This window comes from Wolbachia endosymbiont (group A) of Pogonocherus hispidulus, assembly GCF_964028195.1.
Taxonomy (GTDB): domain Bacteria; phylum Pseudomonadota; class Alphaproteobacteria; order Rickettsiales; family Anaplasmataceae; genus Wolbachia.
The window spans coordinates 767,395-784,166 of sequence record NZ_OZ034750.1 but is presented as its reverse complement, the minus strand read 5'-3'; the positions used below and the strand labels follow the sequence as shown (position 1 = coordinate 784,166).

Annotated in this window: 12 protein-coding genes and 4 pseudogenes; 3 read left to right on the top strand and 13 right to left on the bottom strand. The window is 35.3% G+C overall.

Annotated elements, in window-relative coordinates; genetic code table 11:
• Positions 1–59 precede the first annotated feature (59 nt).
• Positions 60–227, top strand: coding sequence for a hypothetical protein (locus ABWU58_RS03635; RefSeq protein ID WP_353283642.1), 168 nt, complete (start codon positions 60–62; stop codon positions 225–227).
• A gap of 73 nt (positions 228–300) precedes the next feature.
• Here the strand turns inward: ABWU58_RS03635 and ABWU58_RS03630 are convergent, their stop codons facing one another.
• The 7 genes and pseudogenes from ABWU58_RS03630 to ABWU58_RS03600 form a co-directional block, all read right to left on the bottom strand.
• Positions 301–492 (bottom strand): hypothetical protein, encoded by a 192-nt coding sequence (locus tag ABWU58_RS03630; RefSeq protein WP_353282845.1) that lies wholly within the window; start codon positions 490–492, stop codon positions 301–303.
• Complete coding sequence (locus tag ABWU58_RS03625; RefSeq protein ID WP_353282846.1) at positions 482–1,162, bottom strand: recombinase zinc beta ribbon domain-containing protein; 681 nt, start codon at positions 1,160–1,162, stop codon at positions 482–484. Before ABWU58_RS03625 ends, ABWU58_RS03630 begins: the two co-directional genes overlap by 11 nt.
• A gap of 5 nt (positions 1,163–1,167) precedes the next feature.
• Entirely contained in the window at positions 1,168–1,512 is a 345-nt protein-coding gene (locus ABWU58_RS03620) for a recombinase family protein (protein ID WP_353282847.1), read from the bottom strand.
• Between the two features lie 113 nt (positions 1,513–1,625).
• On the bottom strand, positions 1,626–1,775 hold the full coding sequence (locus tag ABWU58_RS03615) for a recombinase family protein (protein ID WP_353282848.1): 150 nt from the start codon (positions 1,773–1,775) through the stop codon (positions 1,626–1,628).
• 283 nt (positions 1,776–2,058) lie between these two features.
• A complete protein-coding gene (locus tag ABWU58_RS03610; protein WP_353283641.1) occupies positions 2,059–2,622 on the bottom strand; it encodes a reverse transcriptase domain-containing protein in 564 nt (187 codons plus the stop codon).
• A gap of 610 nt (positions 2,623–3,232) precedes the next feature.
• Positions 3,233–3,646 (bottom strand): annotated as a pseudogene (locus ABWU58_RS03605) (DUF6444 domain-containing protein); the annotation flags it as partial.
• 80 nt (positions 3,647–3,726) lie between these two features.
• Positions 3,727–4,788, bottom strand: a pseudogene (locus ABWU58_RS03600) (IS4 family transposase); the annotation flags it as partial.
• A 328-nt stretch (positions 4,789–5,116) separates the two neighbouring features.
• On the opposite strand from ABWU58_RS03600, the gene ABWU58_RS03595 reads away from it, so the two are divergent.
• Together ABWU58_RS03595 and ABWU58_RS03590 are read left to right on the top strand one after the other, a co-directional pair.
• Positions 5,117–5,761, top strand: coding sequence for an alpha/beta hydrolase (locus ABWU58_RS03595; protein WP_309166945.1), 645 nt, complete (start codon positions 5,117–5,119; stop codon positions 5,759–5,761).
• A 5-nt stretch (positions 5,762–5,766) separates the two neighbouring features.
• Positions 5,767–6,582: an SDR family oxidoreductase gene (locus ABWU58_RS03590; RefSeq protein WP_353283640.1), complete on the top strand. Its 816-nt coding sequence runs from the start codon at positions 5,767–5,769 to the stop codon at positions 6,580–6,582.
• Positions 6,583–6,611: 29 nt separating this feature from the next.
• Here the strand turns inward: ABWU58_RS03590 and ABWU58_RS03585 are convergent, their stop codons facing one another.
• The 6 genes and pseudogenes from ABWU58_RS03585 to rmuC form a co-directional block, all read right to left on the bottom strand.
• A complete protein-coding gene (locus ABWU58_RS03585) occupies positions 6,612–7,493 on the bottom strand; it encodes an Rpn family recombination-promoting nuclease/putative transposase (RefSeq protein WP_353283639.1) in 882 nt (293 codons plus the stop codon).
• 168 nt (positions 7,494–7,661) lie between these two features.
• Positions 7,662–9,026, bottom strand: coding sequence for a hypothetical protein (locus ABWU58_RS03580; protein WP_353283638.1), 1,365 nt, complete (start codon positions 9,024–9,026; stop codon positions 7,662–7,664).
• Positions 9,027–9,156: 130 nt separating this feature from the next.
• The gene (carB, locus tag ABWU58_RS03575; protein WP_353283637.1) at positions 9,157–12,531 is read right to left on the bottom strand and encodes a carbamoyl-phosphate synthase large subunit; all 3,375 of its coding nucleotides are present in this window, start codon (positions 12,529–12,531) and stop codon (positions 9,157–9,159) included.
• A gap of 284 nt (positions 12,532–12,815) precedes the next feature.
• Positions 12,816–13,545: pseudogene (locus tag ABWU58_RS03570) on the bottom strand (IS110 family transposase); the annotation flags it as partial.
• A 261-nt stretch (positions 13,546–13,806) separates the two neighbouring features.
• Positions 13,807–15,164, bottom strand: a pseudogene (tnpC, locus tag ABWU58_RS03565) (IS66 family transposase).
• Between the two features lie 227 nt (positions 15,165–15,391).
• Positions 15,392–16,723: a DNA recombination protein RmuC gene (gene rmuC / locus ABWU58_RS03560; protein WP_353283636.1), complete on the bottom strand. Its 1,332-nt coding sequence runs from the start codon at positions 16,721–16,723 to the stop codon at positions 15,392–15,394.
• Positions 16,724–16,772: the final 49 nt, after the last annotated feature.

The following is a 16,772-nucleotide window of genomic DNA, read 5'->3' as shown; positions in this document are numbered from 1 at the left end:
CACAAAATCACGACTTCGGGTCGCACTCCTACTTTGATAATGTGCGACATCATACTCTTATGGAAAAGATTTCCAAGAGGATAGATGACAAAGAAATCATGCACTTGATCAAGCTAATTCTCAAGGTAGGAGGGAAACAAGGAATAGCGCAAGGGTCACCAGTTACTCCGCCAACAACGTTGCAAATTTTTCTTTTCTTCTCCATTATGTCTAGAAGAGTTTGGTAGTTCTTTTACGCGAAACACCACGTTTACATCCTCAAGATTAATTTCAATTCTCTTGACTAACGTTCTGATAGTATCACAGCCAGTCTGCGTTATCAAGGTTCAATGCAATATTAGAAGAAAAGTCTTCTAAATTGGTTACAACTAGAGTTAATTCCTGTTTTAATTTCTTTTGATCGAATATTCTTTTTTTCCCTTCTTCAATTGTTTTTAAGCTTTGTTTCATTGCTTTAATTCGTGGTTCAAATTCTTCTTGATTATTGAGCATCACTATCAATAAGTCTAGCAATACCTCGTTTTAATTTATTTTCTTGTTTCTCTAGTAAATCGCTTTTTTTATCCCACGATGATTTTTTAAACTCTGAAAGTCTATGTTTGTATTCTTCTAAAACCCTATTTGGATTTTTTAATAAATGCTTAACCTCTTCCCACACAGCTGTTTCTAATGCATCTGTACGAATGTGTTTATTATCACAAATTTTATTACCACCAAAACGGTAAGAATCTCTACCAATACAACGATAATAAGCATAATGATCAACTTTTTCTCCTCGCTTATTTCTTACAGGACTTCCGTAATATGCATAACGACAACGCTTACATACGATTAAACCTTGTAGTAAATGTTTTGCTCCTCTTTCTCTTGTCCTTGCTATTTTTCTATTCTCAGCTAATTGTTCTTGAACTATATCAAATATATCTTCGTCCACTATATTTGGCACTTTAACATAAATCCAATTTGCTTTTTCAACAGAATAGGTAGAGTAATTATCTTTCGGTTGTTCACAAGAATGTTTCTGTGGTCTGATATGTTGTAACTTTACACCTACTTTTGTTTTACCAAAAGCCGCTTGTCCTTTGTAAGCAGGATTTTTTAACATACCCCAAATCACACTTCTATCCCAGCACTTTTTTCCTGTTCGTGTTATAATAGACATAGTATTTAGCCGACTTCCCCAATACTTGTCCTTTCTCTTCCTACCCACAAAAATACTTTCCGAACAACATTAGCTTCTTCTTCGTTTATTTCAAATAAAGCTTGTCCTCCTCCCATATATTTATCTATATAACGATAACCATAAGGAGCTCCTCCCATTACGCTTACACAACCTTTATTAGCCGCATAAATCTTTCCGCGACGGCTTCGTTCCATAATTTTCGCTCGTTCATATTCTGCTATCATACCTTGCATTTGCAACAGCAATTGAGATTCTGGTTTATCGTTAACCTCATAATTTAAGAAAACCATTTCTGCTCCTGCTTTCTCAAATTCTTCAAGTAATACCATTTGATATGCATATTTCCTAGATAAGCGATCAGGTGAATGAATCTATCAATTTTACCTTCTGTTACTTTATCACGTAACTTTTCTAGATCAGGACGGACTAAATTAGATCCACTTTAGCCATTATCAATAAATTTATACTCTCTTAATAATTTGTACCCATCCGTACTAATTTGCTTCTCTAAAGCTGCAACTTGACTTGCTATTGTATTTTCTTGTGCTTGTTTCCCCGAAGAAACTCTTGCATATAAACTCACTGTTACCATTTGATCCTCCTTGAATCCCATTTTTATGTTTTAAATTTTTTTGGCTTACTTGCTTTGACACGGCTTTTTCATAAGTATCTAACAAATACTTTTCTGCCAACCGGTTAGTTTCATAGCTACAGCTAATCCGTATAGCTAATCTCTTATTTCCCATGAACTTTCCTTGAAATAATATGTTCATATCATTCATTGAAACTGATGGTTAATTGATTGTTGGCACTATAAATAAATGGCACTCTTGTCTTTGGACACAGAAGTTTTCGAGAAATGCTTTTCTCTAATTTTATGTTTTTTGCAACGTTGTTGGCGGAGTAATTGGTGACCCTTGCGCTATTCCTCGTTTCCCTCCTACCTTGAGAATTAGCTTGATCAAGTGCATGATTTCTTTGTCATCTATCCTCTTGGAAATCTTTTCCATAAGAGTATGATGTCGCACATTATCAAAGTAGGATTTCAGATCTACGTCAATACATTTTGTTTTGCCTTTGATTACTGCTTCCGCTACTCTGTTCATTGCTTCATGCGCTTTTCTCTTTGGTCTATATCCATACGATCCGTCCTGAAAGTCCGATTCAAATATTGGTTCAATTATTAGCTTTAGTGCACTTTGCACTATTCTATCCCGGATGCAGGGTATGTTCAACGTTCTGAGTTTCCCCCCAACTTTTGGTATTTCCTTTCTCCGATTCCTATTTGGGCTATAGGTTTTGGTTATTAGTTCGTGTCTTATTTGCTGAAGATACTTTTCTAAGCCTTCTGCCTCTATCGATTTGAATGTCACCCCATCAATTCCTGGTGCCCCATTACTTTTCTTTATTAGCTTATATGCTTCTTCTAGTGTCTCCATCTTGCAGACGTGAACATAGATTCCCCAGAATCGCCATTCCGGTTCTGCCTTTGCTTTGGTTCCTTCTCAGGTCTTGTAATTTTATTGGCATTTTTATCATTTTTACCTTTACCTTCCTTTTGTTAAATGATTTCTACTAGCAGGGTGCCTTTGCTCCATGAGAGTTACCTCACTTCTTCACTACTACGCACCCATCCGCCACCCTTTCATCTTCGATTCATTTCCTGTTTTCCAGTTATAGAACCTACCACTCCAAGGTATTTCTCCCTGGGATGAGTAGGGCTTCTCCAGTTGCTTCATATGTCCTCATTACTATGCCATCACTATCACCCCGCTAAAGTAGATATGCCGTATCATTCGGGTTTTCAGCTATCCATATTGCCTTCACCCTACCAACGTGGGCTCAGCCTTTAGGACTTGTAGCTTTCGAGGCCACCTATGTGTTCGCTTTCGCTACGGCCTGGTAATTCGCCATTATCCTACGATAACGTTGTCGGTAGGCTTCAACACTTTGGTCTCCCTACATGCTGCTACCCAAGCTACGGGACTCCGACTTTTATCTCAGTAGGTTTAACTCCTACTGAACATACTCACCTTCTCTGGACACACGCTGATACTCTACTACATACGGCTTAATTTCTTGCAGATCAACTTTCTGGTGAATATACGGCTTTTCACCTATTGCAAGCTCTCCACCACATTCGCAACTATAGGGCAACTCTATCTTTACTACTTTATCTGCTTCCATTTTGGCACGAAAACTTCCTTTATGCCCAACCTGAACGCCAATATTCCTTTCGCTTTTTGGCTTGTCCTTCTTTATTTTGTATAATTCTTTAGAGCTTGGCAGAGATGAATTTTTTGAGTTTAAACCGAGCCTTTCCTTTAATTCAGCGTTCTCTATCTTTAAAGCTTTATTTTCTGCTTTTAAACTTTCATTCTCTCTTTCCAGCCTTTCTATTTTTGCTTCTAACTTTTCTATTTTTTGCTGTAAATTTTTGCAAAGTTCTAAAAGGTTTACCACATTACCTCACTTTTGCTCTATGATTATCTTTTTAGATCACCTTGTCTACCTTATTCTGCCACTCCGCTGAACGGATACCATAATTTAGCATATAATTCACACAATACTCTATGTGGCTTCCCTTTTAGTTCATCAAGTCTTATATAGCTCTTGTATAGTTTAAATAACAACTCAATTTGCCACCTTACTCTGTAGATTGTTAATACTTGCTCAGCGCTAATTTTATCCTCTGGAATATTAGTTATGAATATTGACCAGTTCAACAATTTTTGATTCCTTTTGGAAGATGTATATCCATGCGATTTTGCCAATTTATTAGCTTTTCTTCTTCTGGCTATAGACTGCTCTTCAGTTAGTTTCTGACATATCATTCTTACTCTAATCTTTGCTTCTTTTCCCAATAATACCTCAGTTTCTAAAAATAGCTTGTCTCCTAAACATTCCAATAATTCCATTTTTTGATTTGTTTCTATAGCATATATATTGGTATCAACGACTAATAAAATAAGCTCCCGTTTCATTGATCTGTTTAAAAGAACTTGGCACAAAATAACCAAGGTCAGATATTAGCAAATCATTACTTGATATATCGATCAAATGCTCCCTATAACCTTGATCTGACCTTATTCCCTCCGTTATGTTAAGTTGATCCAATGTCTGATTTAAGTAATCAAAAACTAATTGCAACTTTATTCCAGACTTAGTATTACTCTCATAACCTTGTAACTAGTACCATACCCTTTATACAGGTTTTCCATACTGTTAGGCAGGCTAATATAGCTACTATCCAATAACTTGACGCTTTTAAATTGCTGCAAGATTCTACAATCAACTTGCAAGATATTTTTAAATAAAGCCATAGATTCATTATACATTCTTTTCATAAATTCCACTGCTTCTTTAGTAAATCTGAAATCTAAACCCTGTTTCGTCATTACCACAGATTCTTCGTTTAATAATTGGCACATTGTATCTATGCTGCAATTTTCAATTCCTATATTGCCAAAAATTATAGCTTTTATGAATGATGAACCGCTCAGTTTTCTCTTCCTTTTCACAAATCCTGTTTCAATTGATACCTCATTTGCCCTTTCATTGAAAAATTTGTTGAGGTTATTTGATAGGCAAGCTATTTTATTCATCGTTAGTTCTCTCACTAAAAACATATCTGGGAGAACTTATACCTTATTATTCTATCTCCTTCATATCTTTTTTTCCTTAACTTGACGCGCATGGTTTATTTAACACTCCCTTAATTATTGCATTCCTACACAATTTGATGCATCATTCTCATGACAAAAACGTCTTAACTTTCTCTCTACTTTTTCTGGGTAAGGTCACCTTTTTTCAGTTAGCTATAGGTATAAAATAATGGAGTATGTCTCTCCATCATTCAACAGCAATTACAGTATGTTTTTACAAATTTGAAAATTAGTGTTAAATAAAAATATAAATGCAAAAGGAAAAGAAATGATTGAACTTAAAGGCCAAGAAATTTGTGCAGGCGGAAATAAGAAAAATTTGATTATTTTTTTACATGGTTGGGGCTCAAGTGGCGATAATTTCATTCACCTTGCTAAAGTTATGAGCAAGTTTTTACCCGAGTCATATTTTGTAGCACCCAATGCTCCGTTTGAAAGAGAAATAGGTGATGGTTATCAGTGGTTCAGCTTGGAAGATCGTAGTGAGGAAGCGCTATATAATGGAGTAAAAAATGCTACATCAATTGTAAATCATTTCATTGATACAAAATTAAAGGAGCTTAATTTAAAAGATACGCAACTTTCTTTAGTTGGATTTTCTCAAGGAGCAATGCTTGCAATACATACAGCTCTCACCCGCTCTCAATCATGTGCATCAGTTGTTGCATACTCTGGTAGGTTTCTTTCACCTTCAAAAACTGCACCAGAGATCAAGTCAAAACCTAACATATGTGTTATCCATGGTGATGCTGACGACGTGGTACCTTTTTCGTCCCTCGACTTAGCGGTTAAAGCTTTGAAAGAAAATGGAATAAATGTTGAAGGGCACCCAATTCATGCATTAGGGCATATTATTAATGAAGAGGGGATAAAATTAGGAGTAGAATTTATCAAGAAGAATTTTAAAAATTAATTTTCATGCACTTGTTTTGCTTTGGTTATGGATATGTAGCTAAATTTTTATCGAAAAAACTGCTGAACTTAGGTTGGAAAGTCAGTGGCACATCAAGAAGTAAAAATATACAAAATGTAATCCTCTTTAATTATGAGAAAGTTAGTCAAGATCTGCTTAAAAGCGCAACGCACGTTTTAATTTCTATTCCTCCAGATGGTGATGATGTTATGGAGAGATATGGTGATTGCCTGCAAAATGTTAAATGGTTTGGTTATTTGTCTGCAACTAGCGTTTATGGTGATTACTCTGGTAATTGGGTGAATGAGGAATCTGAAACAAAACCTATAGAAATCAGAGGAGAAAAGCGCCTTAGATCTGAAAAGAAGTGGCTGAATAGCAAACTGCCTGTACATATTTTTCGTTTAGCTGGAATATACGGTCCTGGTAGGAACGTGTTAATTGACTTGCAGCTTGGCAAAGCAAAAAATGTGAAAAAAGAAGGGCATTTTTTTTCTCGTATTCACGTTGAAGATATATCGAACATTCTATTTTCTTCCATGCAAAACATAAAACCTGGTGAAATATACAATTGTGCAGATGATTTACCCACTACACAATCTGAAGTGATAATGTATGCAGCCAAACTTCTCAATGTTAGTCCTCCAGAGCCAATTGAGGTTTCTTCCTTACCAGATTATGCACAGAGTTTTTATTTAGGGTCAAAAAAAGTAAGTAATGTTAAAATTAAAAAAGATCTTAATGTCTCTCTAATTTATCCTAACTATAAGGTGGGATTAGAGAGTTTGCACGTAAAAAAAACTGAAATCACATTAGAATGATAGATAGGCCTATTGTTTAGTGTAACCGTTCACAGATTTTCACTTAATTCTTCAATCTCACTAATAGAAAGGCCAGTAAACTTGACAATAGTGTTGACATCAACATTATTAGTCAGCATTGCTTTTGCGACTTCAATTTCCCTTTCTTTTCTACCTTCCTCTCTACCTTTCTCTTCAGCAAGATCAAGTCTGTATTCAAGAATAGCTTCTTCTTTGCGTAGATCCATTATCCTTTCTTCGTAAGCTACTAAATCTTTTTCGTTCCAACGAAACTTATCTAACTCATCATATGCTAGCTTTATTATTGGCGCTTTTTCTGCTATCTCTTTTAAGTCCTCTTCTGTTGTTTCTTCTGCGTATTTAAAAAAGAAACACCACCTTTCTACTGTACTTTCTAACTGCTCTACTTTACTTTTTGAAAATTTGGGCAATTCTATAAAGACAAATTGAAAATCTTTTAAGTAATGTCCATTAGTTTTTATATCACGTATATTATGAGTAGAGATATAATCAACTTCTTCAGGAAGTAAGTTACAATTTGATATAGCAATAAAGAAGACTTTCTTTAAATCAATGTAATTTCCAGATTTATCTAATTGTCTTGAGTAAGCCTTAGCAGCATATAGTTGAGCGCGTTTCTCAAAACCTTTATCACGAGCAAGCTGCATCTCAATCACAAACCTATTACCAATAGAATCTTTGCAGAGAACATCAACAATACTTTGTTTATCAGAGGCAACTTCGGGATCCATAATAGTACTGAGGAACTCAACTTCTTGTATTGCATTTACCTCAGCAAATCCTAAGATATCATTCAAAAAATGTATGAGAATATTCTTATTTTTTTCCGTTCCAAAGATTTTTTTGAAACACAAATCATTGCGAGGATCGAGAAATTTTGAAAGAGCCATAGCCAAAGTGCTTAAAAGTATTAATAATTATACACTATTATTAATAATTATTCAACCATATTTTTGAAGATAGCTAGTTTCTGTATTTATTTTAAATTGAAGAAAGCTCAAATGAAAGATCGTGTTTTGCTAAAAATCACAGAATGCAGTCTAACAGTGAACGGTTACTTATTTAGTTCTGTGATTGTCTACGTCCAGGGAAATGTTCTCTAGGTAAGATTGTGGAATATTCGTTGCAGCATTTGGCTGTTCAATTACGCTAGTTGGTATAATACTTCTATTTCTTTCAAAATTTCCATCTCGTATAGCTTCCAGAACGCTTTTTCCTCCTAAAAGACAGTTTTCTCCTAAATTTTTCCCCTTATCTTCTAACTCGTTAAGCCTTGCTTCGCTCTCCTTATCAATCTCTACTTCTATTTCATTACTATTTTCCTTAGGATTTAGATGAATACTGATTTTTCCTGCTTCACTATCAAAAGATAATGTTACACCTTGCTTACAAACATCCAGATAATTTCTTTTTCCGTTGTAGCTTTCAACTCTTACTATACTTTCTCCAATTTGCAGTATACCAACTCTTAAGTTTAAACCTTTATTCTTTTCATTGCTTAGGATTTTTGCAACTTCAACAGTACTATCTTGTGGATATTTTATACAAAAGCACTCATTATCTATCTCTACTTTTAATTCTAATTTGTCCTTTTGAGCTTGCTCATTTTTGTTTACAATACTTTCATATGCTACATTTTTTAGATCGTTTTCAATTTTCTCACATTGTGCAAAGAGATCATTTACATAACCAAAATCAGAAGTTACATGTCCTAGCTCACCACCATCGAAGAGACCTCTTTCTACTTTCCCACCTTTTAACAATAAATCCCTAATGGTGTTTCTTATGATGTCTAAATTACCATCTTCCAGTGCTTCATTCGTGTTGTCATCATCTTGATCTTCATTGTTACAGGAAACATCCTGACCTCCAAATGCATGCGCTTTACTGCTAGGGCATAGACCTTCATTCTTAATAACATCTATTATTTCTTCAAATATCAAATTTGTTACAGTTCTATAACGATCACCATAACATAAATTTAGTCTTATCCCTTTCCTTAAGTATTCATTTGTTATGTATTGAATAAGCTTTAAAGCACTTCCTTTGTTATTTTCTTCTTCCACCTTTTTCATCTTCTTACAAAATTTACCAATCAGCTTCTTTTCATTTTCAGTTAATAGTATTTCTAGATCCATTAAAAGTGAGCCATCTTCCGAAAAACAAGAATAATCTGAATTACAGCTCGAATTTGAGTCCCAATCACTTGATTCAGTAAGGCGTCTATCAGCGGAACTATCATCTGAATCATGATCACTAGAGTTCTGTAGTCGATTATCACTTTCGTGTTCATCTGTTTTGTTTGACAAATCATTTTTGGCAAAGTTATACTCTTGATTAAGAGAGAACTTCGTCGGATCTTCTATATCACTTTCAAGAATTTGTTGGTCTATTGTTTGTTGCTTTTTTATCTCATAAGTCATGTTATATAACCATTACCCATTAATTCTTTGATAAATACTATAATACATAGGCAAGTCAGTAAAGAAATTTGACTTACATTACTCTACCACGATTTCGAGATAGAGTAATGAATTATTTTAGTTTTGATATTTAAACGTTTTGTATCTGCTGTAATGATTTCACTTCCAATTTGCTATTCTTTACATATTGAATTGCAAGCACTAACGCTTTACTCCCAGAAGCTGTGGTGCTGTAAGCTATATTTTGCAAAATAGCAGTTCTCCTGATATCTTTGCTATCTGAGACTGATTTCACACCTTTTGAAGTATTGATTACTAGATTTATTTTTCCATCTTTGAGCATATCAACTATGTGGGGTCTGCCTTCTCTCACTTTATTTACAGCTTTTGCAGCAATGCCGTTATTATTCAGATATAAAGCTGTGCCTTTGGTTGCATATATTTCAAAACTCAGTTCTTTCAACATTCGTGCAACAGGCAATATATACTCTTTATCATCATCTTTTACTGAAACCAGAGCTGTTCCTTCTATTGGTAACTTGTATCCTGCAGCCATGTGCGTTTTTGCAAGTGCAGCTTCAAACGATGAGTCAATTCCCATTACTTCTCCTGTTGATTTCATTTCAGGACCAAGTAGAGTGTCAATTCCCGAAAAACGCGTGAATGGAAAAACAGCAGCTTTAACTGCAAAATGATTGAAAGGCTTGTTTTCCTGATTCAATTTTTTACCCAAAATAACCTGAGTGGCAAGCTTTGCAATAGGAATATTGATTACCTTGGAAATAAAAGGAACGGTTCGACTAGCTCGTAAATTTACTTCAAGTATGTATACATCACTAGACCTCTTGCATAACTCGATTTCTGAAGGCAATTTTGTCGTCAAAGCTTGTCTGCGCTCCTCAAATACATTCGAGTATTCTGTGGTGCTCATCTGCACTTTTCCTAAAAATTTCTCATCACAAACAGGTTCTGCAAGAGGTCTATTCTCTTGAACAGCAAACTGAATGTTTATCAGACCTTTCACTTTTAATGCTAATGCTATTCTCTCAGTTTGGAGCTCGATCTCTTTTATTACTTCGTCACTCAATGTATTTGTCGGTATTGAGCATGTTGAATCGCCAGAGTGGATACCAGCTTCTTCAATATGCTCCATGACCGCTGCAATGAAAACTTTTTCCCCATCACATACAGCATCAACGTCAACCTCAACTGCATTGACTAAAAATTTATCAAGAAGCAGCGATCCGTGTTCAAAAATTTTGGTTTGATTCAAGACATACTCTTTAAAGCTCTGAGTATCGTGTCTAATCGACATAGACTGACCGCCGAGGACATATGATGGCCTGACTACTAGTGGAAACCCCACCTTTTCTGCGTTGGTTAACGCTTCTTCTACTGAATGGCAGATAGAACTTTCAGGTTGTTTTAAATTAAGTTGCAAAGCAAGGTTTTTAAACCTCATGCGATCTTCTGCAAGGTCAATAGAATCAAACGAAGTTCCCAGAATTTTGAAACCTCTCTCGTTAAGCACTTTGGCTAACTTTAAAGGTGTTTGACCACCTATTTGAACTATTACACCAACCAGTGTGCCATTTTCTTGCTCTTTACTTAGTATTTCAAGCACATCCTCTGCAATCAGTGGGGCGAAATATAAACGATCAGCGGTATCATAATCAGTTGAAACGGTTTCTGGATTACAGTTGATCATTATTGTTTCATACCCCATTTCTTTGGCGGCAGAAGCTGCATGTACGCATGCATAATCAAACTCAATACCTTGACCAATGCGATTTGGACCACTTCCTAAAATGACAACCTTTTCTCGGTCAGAAATGTCCGCTTCGCATTCTGTCCTATTTGTAATGTCTCCCTCATAACAGCCATACATATAAGCAGTGCTCGATTCAAATTCAGCTGCACAGGTGTCTACACGCTTATAAACTTGTTTAATGCCAAATTTTTTTCTTATTTCTTCAATTTGCTCTACTTTCTTATTGCTTAATTTTGCCAATCTTGCATCTGAAAACCCCATTTTTTTCAGCTCTAACATTTCATATGCAGTCTCAGGAAGGCCGTTTTCCTTGATTTTTTGTTCAGCTAATATAATTTGCTGTATATTCTGCAAAAACCATAAGTCATATCCTGTAATCGAATTTATTTCTTCTATGCTTATTCCATGACGCATTGCGTCAGCAGCAATCAGTAATCTGTTTGGCAGCAATTTTGCTAATTGAGATCTGATGTGATCAATATCAGTATTTTCAGGAAATACTTCATTAAGTCCCGTAAGCCCAGTTTCAAGCGAGCGAAAAGCTTTCTGCAGCGACTCATTAAAAGTGCGGCCGATCGACATCACTTCCCCCACTGATTTCATGGAAGTTGATAGTTCACAATTCGTCCCCTTAAACTTCTCAAATTCAAAACGAGGAATTTTAGTGACGATGTAATCAATCACTGGTTCAAATGCAGCAGGTATAACTGGAGCGCAATCATTACGTATCTCATCGAGTGAATAGCCGATAGCAAGTTTAGTTACAACTTTTGCAATAGGATAACCTGTTGCTTTTGAAGCAAGTGCAGAAGAGCGAGAAACCCTTGGATTCATTTCAATCACAACGAGGCTTCCATCTTCTTTAGGATTCACTGCAAACTGCACATTTGCACCACCGGCACTAACATCAATTTCTCTCAGCACTGCTATAGATGCATTTCTCATCTGTTGGTATTCTACGTCACGCAGAGTCAAAGCAGGAGCAACTGTTATGCTATCCCCAGTGTGCACTCCCATTGGATCAATATTTTCTATCGAACAGACTATTATGCAGTTATCTTTACAATCACGGATAACTTCCATTTCATATTCTTTCCAGCCGATAATTGATTCATCTATCTGAACTTCATTTATTGGCGAAATTTTGAGAGCACTTTCTGCAATATTGAAAAACTCCTCTTTATTGTATGCTATGCCGCTACCTGCACCACCAAGGGTGAATGACGAGCGGATGATTGCTGGTAATCCAATGTAATCCAAAGCCCTTCTTATTTGTTCTTGATTTTTTATAATGATACTTTTGGGGTATTTTAGCCCTATTTTATCCATGGACTGACGGAATAACTCTCTATCCTCTGCTTTTTTTATTGCTTCTCTATTTACCCCTATTAATTCTACGTTGTATTTGTCTAACACTCCATCATCTGCAAGTTTTATTGCGCAATTGAGTGCTGTTTGCCCGCCCATTGTTGGCAATATTGCATCTGGCATCTCCTTCATTATAATTTTCTCTATGATTTCAGGCAGTACCGGCTCAATATAAGTTGCATCAGAAAACTCAGGATCTGTCATTATAGTTGCGGGGTTGGAGTTAACCAAAATGACTTTATAACCTTCACTTTTTAATACTTTACAGCTTTGCGTTCCGGAATAATCAAACTCACATGCCTGACCTATAACTATTGGGCCTGCTCCTATTACTAATATAGATTCTATATCTGTGCGTTTCGGCATAATTACAATAACGGTCTCTATTCAAGTAATGTTACCAATCTTTCCTGTATATGTGAATTTTTATTAAACCTATTAGCTAACTACTTTTAGGCTTGACGACTATTACTATGGTTATATAGCTGGCACAAATTAGATCTCCCTACGTCATATCAACTATGCTTTTTTTAAATTTTTTGAATTTAGTTTTATTACAACTCTTGTTTATAATTTTGTATTTTTATTCAATTAGAAAATGCATTTTTGACAATAAACACCCTAATTTATCATAGAAAAATTTTATATCAAACAACAGATTTGGACTTTGCAGCAGCCATTGCAGCCGTTAGTACGAACATTGCTTCTACCGCCTGTTATTCTTCGATAACCAATAGCTTTTCCACTTTCTTTTGGATGCGCCAGCAAGACTTGCTACTTCTTTTCTGTTTAAGTAGCCAAGCTCTGGCATCAGACACACAAAATCTTGAGATAACTTTGCCTGGCACTGTTCTCAGAATTTTTTGGCGCTTCTGTAACTCTAGATTTTTATCAATGATTTTTTGTATGGCATTATTGAGCTTATTTATCTGACTGTTAAAAAAGTCAATGGTTTTTTGGCAACTTTTTTTTGTATAGTCATTTTCAGAACCTACATTTCTCTTGGGCTCTCATTTGTGTAACAACGTTGACAAACAAAGTTGATTGTTCTTTAGAGGTAGGTACAAATAGAGAAAGAGTTCTACGACGCATACTGAGCAAGAGCCATTGCATCTAGACTTTGCTAAAGTTCCGTGAGACAAGATAAAGCTTTTGGGTATTAGCTCAGCGATATTCTTGTCAATAAGAAAATGCGATAAACCAATTCCCTGTATTTTCTAAAGTTACTAAAGAATTAGGTAAGATATCTGAAAACTTTTTAAACAATTGTTGCCAACCAGAAGCATTATTATCAAATTCGACAACACTCTTCTGTGTGTGAACCGCAACAACATTTTTAAATTTTCCGATGTCAATAAAGTTTTGATAAGATGTAACCATATTAATAACCTCGATAGTTTATTGATTTAAGATTGTAAACGGGTGCATACATATGTCCCATGCAACTATTCAAACGTATCGAGGGCTAGTGTACCTTGATATAAACGGTTGTATAACACCAACGCCGCGTCGGTCGTACCATACGCGTCAAGTTAAGGCCCAATATAGCACCATTTAAAGTGGGTATCTTGTTTGTTACATTTATTTTTTGGGAAATTTTGATCTAAAATAAGATAATTCGTATCCGTTCAGCAGAGTGGTTTAAGAAACAATAGATAGAAGGTTTTGGAAAGGATTGAGACCCATTTGTTTCCATGTTAAGTATAACGAAATTATCCGCTCAAGTTCCTCGCTCCGATTGTGTAAAATATGAGTTTTTACGGTAAACGACATAATGCCGTATTTGCCGTTCAACATGGTTATTTGTCAGCGGAATATTTTCTGGGTCATCTAAAAATTTCCACATCATTCTTTCAGATTTCAAAATATTCTTCGCAACTCGAGAAGCTTCAATTGCTTCAGGTAAGCGAGATATTTCCTTCAAATAATACCTTGTACTTTTTCGCAACTTTCTTGCACGTTTGGCAAATCTTTATCTCACTTTTTAGTAAAGCTTTTTTTAGTGCAAATAATTCAGTGGCCACGTTTCTCAAGTAACAACCCAGAACTTTAACTTCAATATTCCAACTATGTTTCAAAATCTCTTGATAAATGTGCCCAACAGATTTGCCTGTTTTTATCGGCAAAGTAGTTGTATGCTGCGTACCTGTCGGTTACTACTAAGCTATTGCGATTGCAGAACTTACTATTTTGTAAAACCTTCATTCCTCTTGATTCTGTAAATCTTACAAAACTTGCCGTATTGCTTGCAAACATCCAACACCAAGCGAGTTTACCTTTGTTATAATGGCTCGTTTCATCAATATGTAGAACTTTACTCCTACTTATCTCTTGTTCGATTTGCTCATATGTTTTTTCGCATTTTGATGCAACTCTATGTTCACTATTTGATATGCTGCCAACACTTATATTCAAATTAAAAATATCATTTATAATGCTAGCCACTTCGCGCTTTGAATTCTTGTAAAATCCGCTGAGTGCTGCAATTATCGATTTAACTTTTGGACCAAATGTATCTGATGTAACACCTTCTGGTAATTTGCTACTTTTTCTTTTTCCACATTTTCGACAGCGGCCATGTTCCAACTGATATTCCACTACATAAGACCTAATTTCCGGAAGATCAACTTTTTGGTGAATATATGGTTTTTCACACACTGCAATCTCCCCTCTGCATTCGCAAGTATTAGGCAACTCTATCTTTATCACCTCATCTGCGTTCATTTTAGCTCGATAATTGCCATTGTGCCCACCTGACCGCCAACATTCCTTTCGCTTTTTGGCTTGTCCTTTTTTATTTTGTATAGCTCTTTTGAGCTGGGCAGGGATGAGTTTTTTGAATTTAAACCGAGCCTTTCCTTTAATTCAGCATTCTCTATTTTTAAAGCTTTATTTTCTGCTTTCAAGTTTTCTATCTCTGCTTCCAGTTTTTCTATTTTTGCTTCTAACTTCTCTATTTTTTGCTGTAAATTTTTGCAAAGTTCTAAAAGGTTTACCATATTATCTCACTTTTGCTCTATGATTATCTTTTTAGATCACCTTGTCTACCTTATTCTACCACTCCGCTGAACGGATACTCACCAACTATTATTTTATTTTATATTATTTTAGACAAAAAGTCAATTTTTCTTAATATGTTAATAAAATGAAACTTGAGTGAGAAATATTTAAGTAATAATTTTCCGCCACAAACAATACTTTCTTTGTTTGCTAGTGCAATAGAAGTCTAATCTACTTTCAATTCTCCAGTATGTAAATTGCGTGGTAAAGACTCTAATTCCTTTGCAGTACTTAAACTTTTATTTTTTGCATGTATACCAAGCTTATTGAATTCTCGGGCAGCAGGAAACACCCTTGCTTCAAGCGAACCAGCAGTTTTATTATAATGATCGACAGCACCTTTTAAGCTCCTGCGCAAATTATCAAAGTTTTCACCCATTGTGCAAATGCGCTCATATAAAATATGACCTAGTTCACTGATTTTCTTTGCATTTTCAGCTATCATCTCTTGCTTCCATCCATATGCTATTGCTCTTAGCAGCGCAATTAAAGTGATCGGTGTTGCAATGATCACTTTTTTTTCCACTCCAATCTCTATCAAAGCAGGCTCATATTCCAGTGCTGCGCTAAAAACCCCCTCCCCTGTTAAGAAAAGCACCACAAGTTCTGGCGTATTTTCAAATTGATTCCAATACTCTTTTTTACCCAAGTCATTTATATGTTTTTTTATTGCCAGGGAATGATTCTTTAATTTCTCCTTTTGTATTTGCAAATCATTTTGTGATATAGCATCCATGTAAGAATCAAGCGGCACTTTAGCATCTATTATTATTTGCTTTCCAGATGGCATTTTGATTATTAAATCAGGACGCAATAAATTATCCTCATTTTTATCAATTACCGATGGCTGAGTAAAAAAATCGCAATATTCAATCATTCCCGCCATTTCTACCACTCTTTTGAGTTGCATTTCACCCCACTTTCCTCTAATGTGGGGCTTTCTCAAGGCATTAGCAAGGCTGGAAGTTTGGTTCATCAGTGCTCCAATTTGCTCCTTTAAACCTTCATAGGCCCCTACCCTCTCCTTTTCTAGCTCACGTATTTCATTATCGAATTTTTCTAATTTTTCTTTTATTGGAGTTACAACTTCGTTGATCGTTGCTTGTCTTTTCTTGAAATCACTTTCTGTTTCTTTTAATTTACTATCAATTACTTCCTTCGCTAAGTTCAGAAAATTATTGTTATTTGTTTGCAAAGCATCAAGAGACAGTGCTTTAAAAGTGTTTGTTAATCTCTCCTCTGCTTTTGTCAGTAATTCTATTTCTCTTTTCTTTTCCTCACGTTCTTTTTGCAGAGTTACTTCAAGTTCTGCTCTTTTGACCCTTAAATCAACTATTTCTTCATTCTTCGTAAGCAAACTTTGCTTTGTTTCTTGAAGTTCTTGCTCTAATTTACATAAATTACCCTCAAGGTTTGCTTTCTTTTCGCTCAGTTTTTTTACGATAATGTAGAAAAATAGTAATAGAGAGACAACCAGAACTATAAAATTGAAAAGCATCAGAATGAAAAAACTGTGTTTACAATTCTATATGATTTTTGTGTGTATA

Bases quoted from the DNA above. Each gene is read 5' to 3' on its own strand.
- ABWU58_RS03635 (WP_353283642.1), top strand. From the start codon at position 60: ATGGAAAAGATTTCCAAGAGGATAGATGACAAAGAAATCATGCACTTG.
- ABWU58_RS03630 (WP_353282845.1), bottom strand. From the start codon at position 492: ATGCTCAATAATCAAGAAGAATTTGAACCACGAATTAAAGCAATGAAA.
- ABWU58_RS03625 (WP_353282846.1), bottom strand. From the start codon at position 1,162: ATGTCTATTATAACACGAACAGGAAAAAAGTGCTGGGATAGAAGTGTG.
- ABWU58_RS03620 (WP_353282847.1), bottom strand. From the start codon at position 1,512: ATGGTATTACTTGAAGAATTTGAGAAAGCAGGAGCAGAAATGGTTTTC.
- ABWU58_RS03615 (WP_353282848.1), bottom strand. From the start codon at position 1,775: ATGGTAACAGTGAGTTTATATGCAAGAGTTTCTTCGGGGAAACAAGCA.
- ABWU58_RS03610 (WP_353283641.1), bottom strand. From the start codon at position 2,622: ATGGAGACACTAGAAGAAGCATATAAGCTAATAAAGAAAAGTAATGGG.
- ABWU58_RS03595 (WP_309166945.1), top strand. From the start codon at position 5,117: ATGATTGAACTTAAAGGCCAAGAAATTTGTGCAGGCGGAAATAAGAAA.
- ABWU58_RS03590 (WP_353283640.1), top strand. From the start codon at position 5,767: ATGCACTTGTTTTGCTTTGGTTATGGATATGTAGCTAAATTTTTATCG.
- ABWU58_RS03585 (WP_353283639.1), bottom strand. From the start codon at position 7,493: ATGGCTCTTTCAAAATTTCTCGATCCTCGCAATGATTTGTGTTTCAAA.
- ABWU58_RS03580 (WP_353283638.1), bottom strand. From the start codon at position 9,026: ATGACTTATGAGATAAAAAAGCAACAAACAATAGACCAACAAATTCTT.
- carB (WP_353283637.1), bottom strand. From the start codon at position 12,531: ATGCCGAAACGCACAGATATAGAATCTATATTAGTAATAGGAGCAGGC.
- rmuC (WP_353283636.1), bottom strand. From the start codon at position 16,723: ATGCTTTTCAATTTTATAGTTCTGGTTGTCTCTCTATTACTATTTTTC.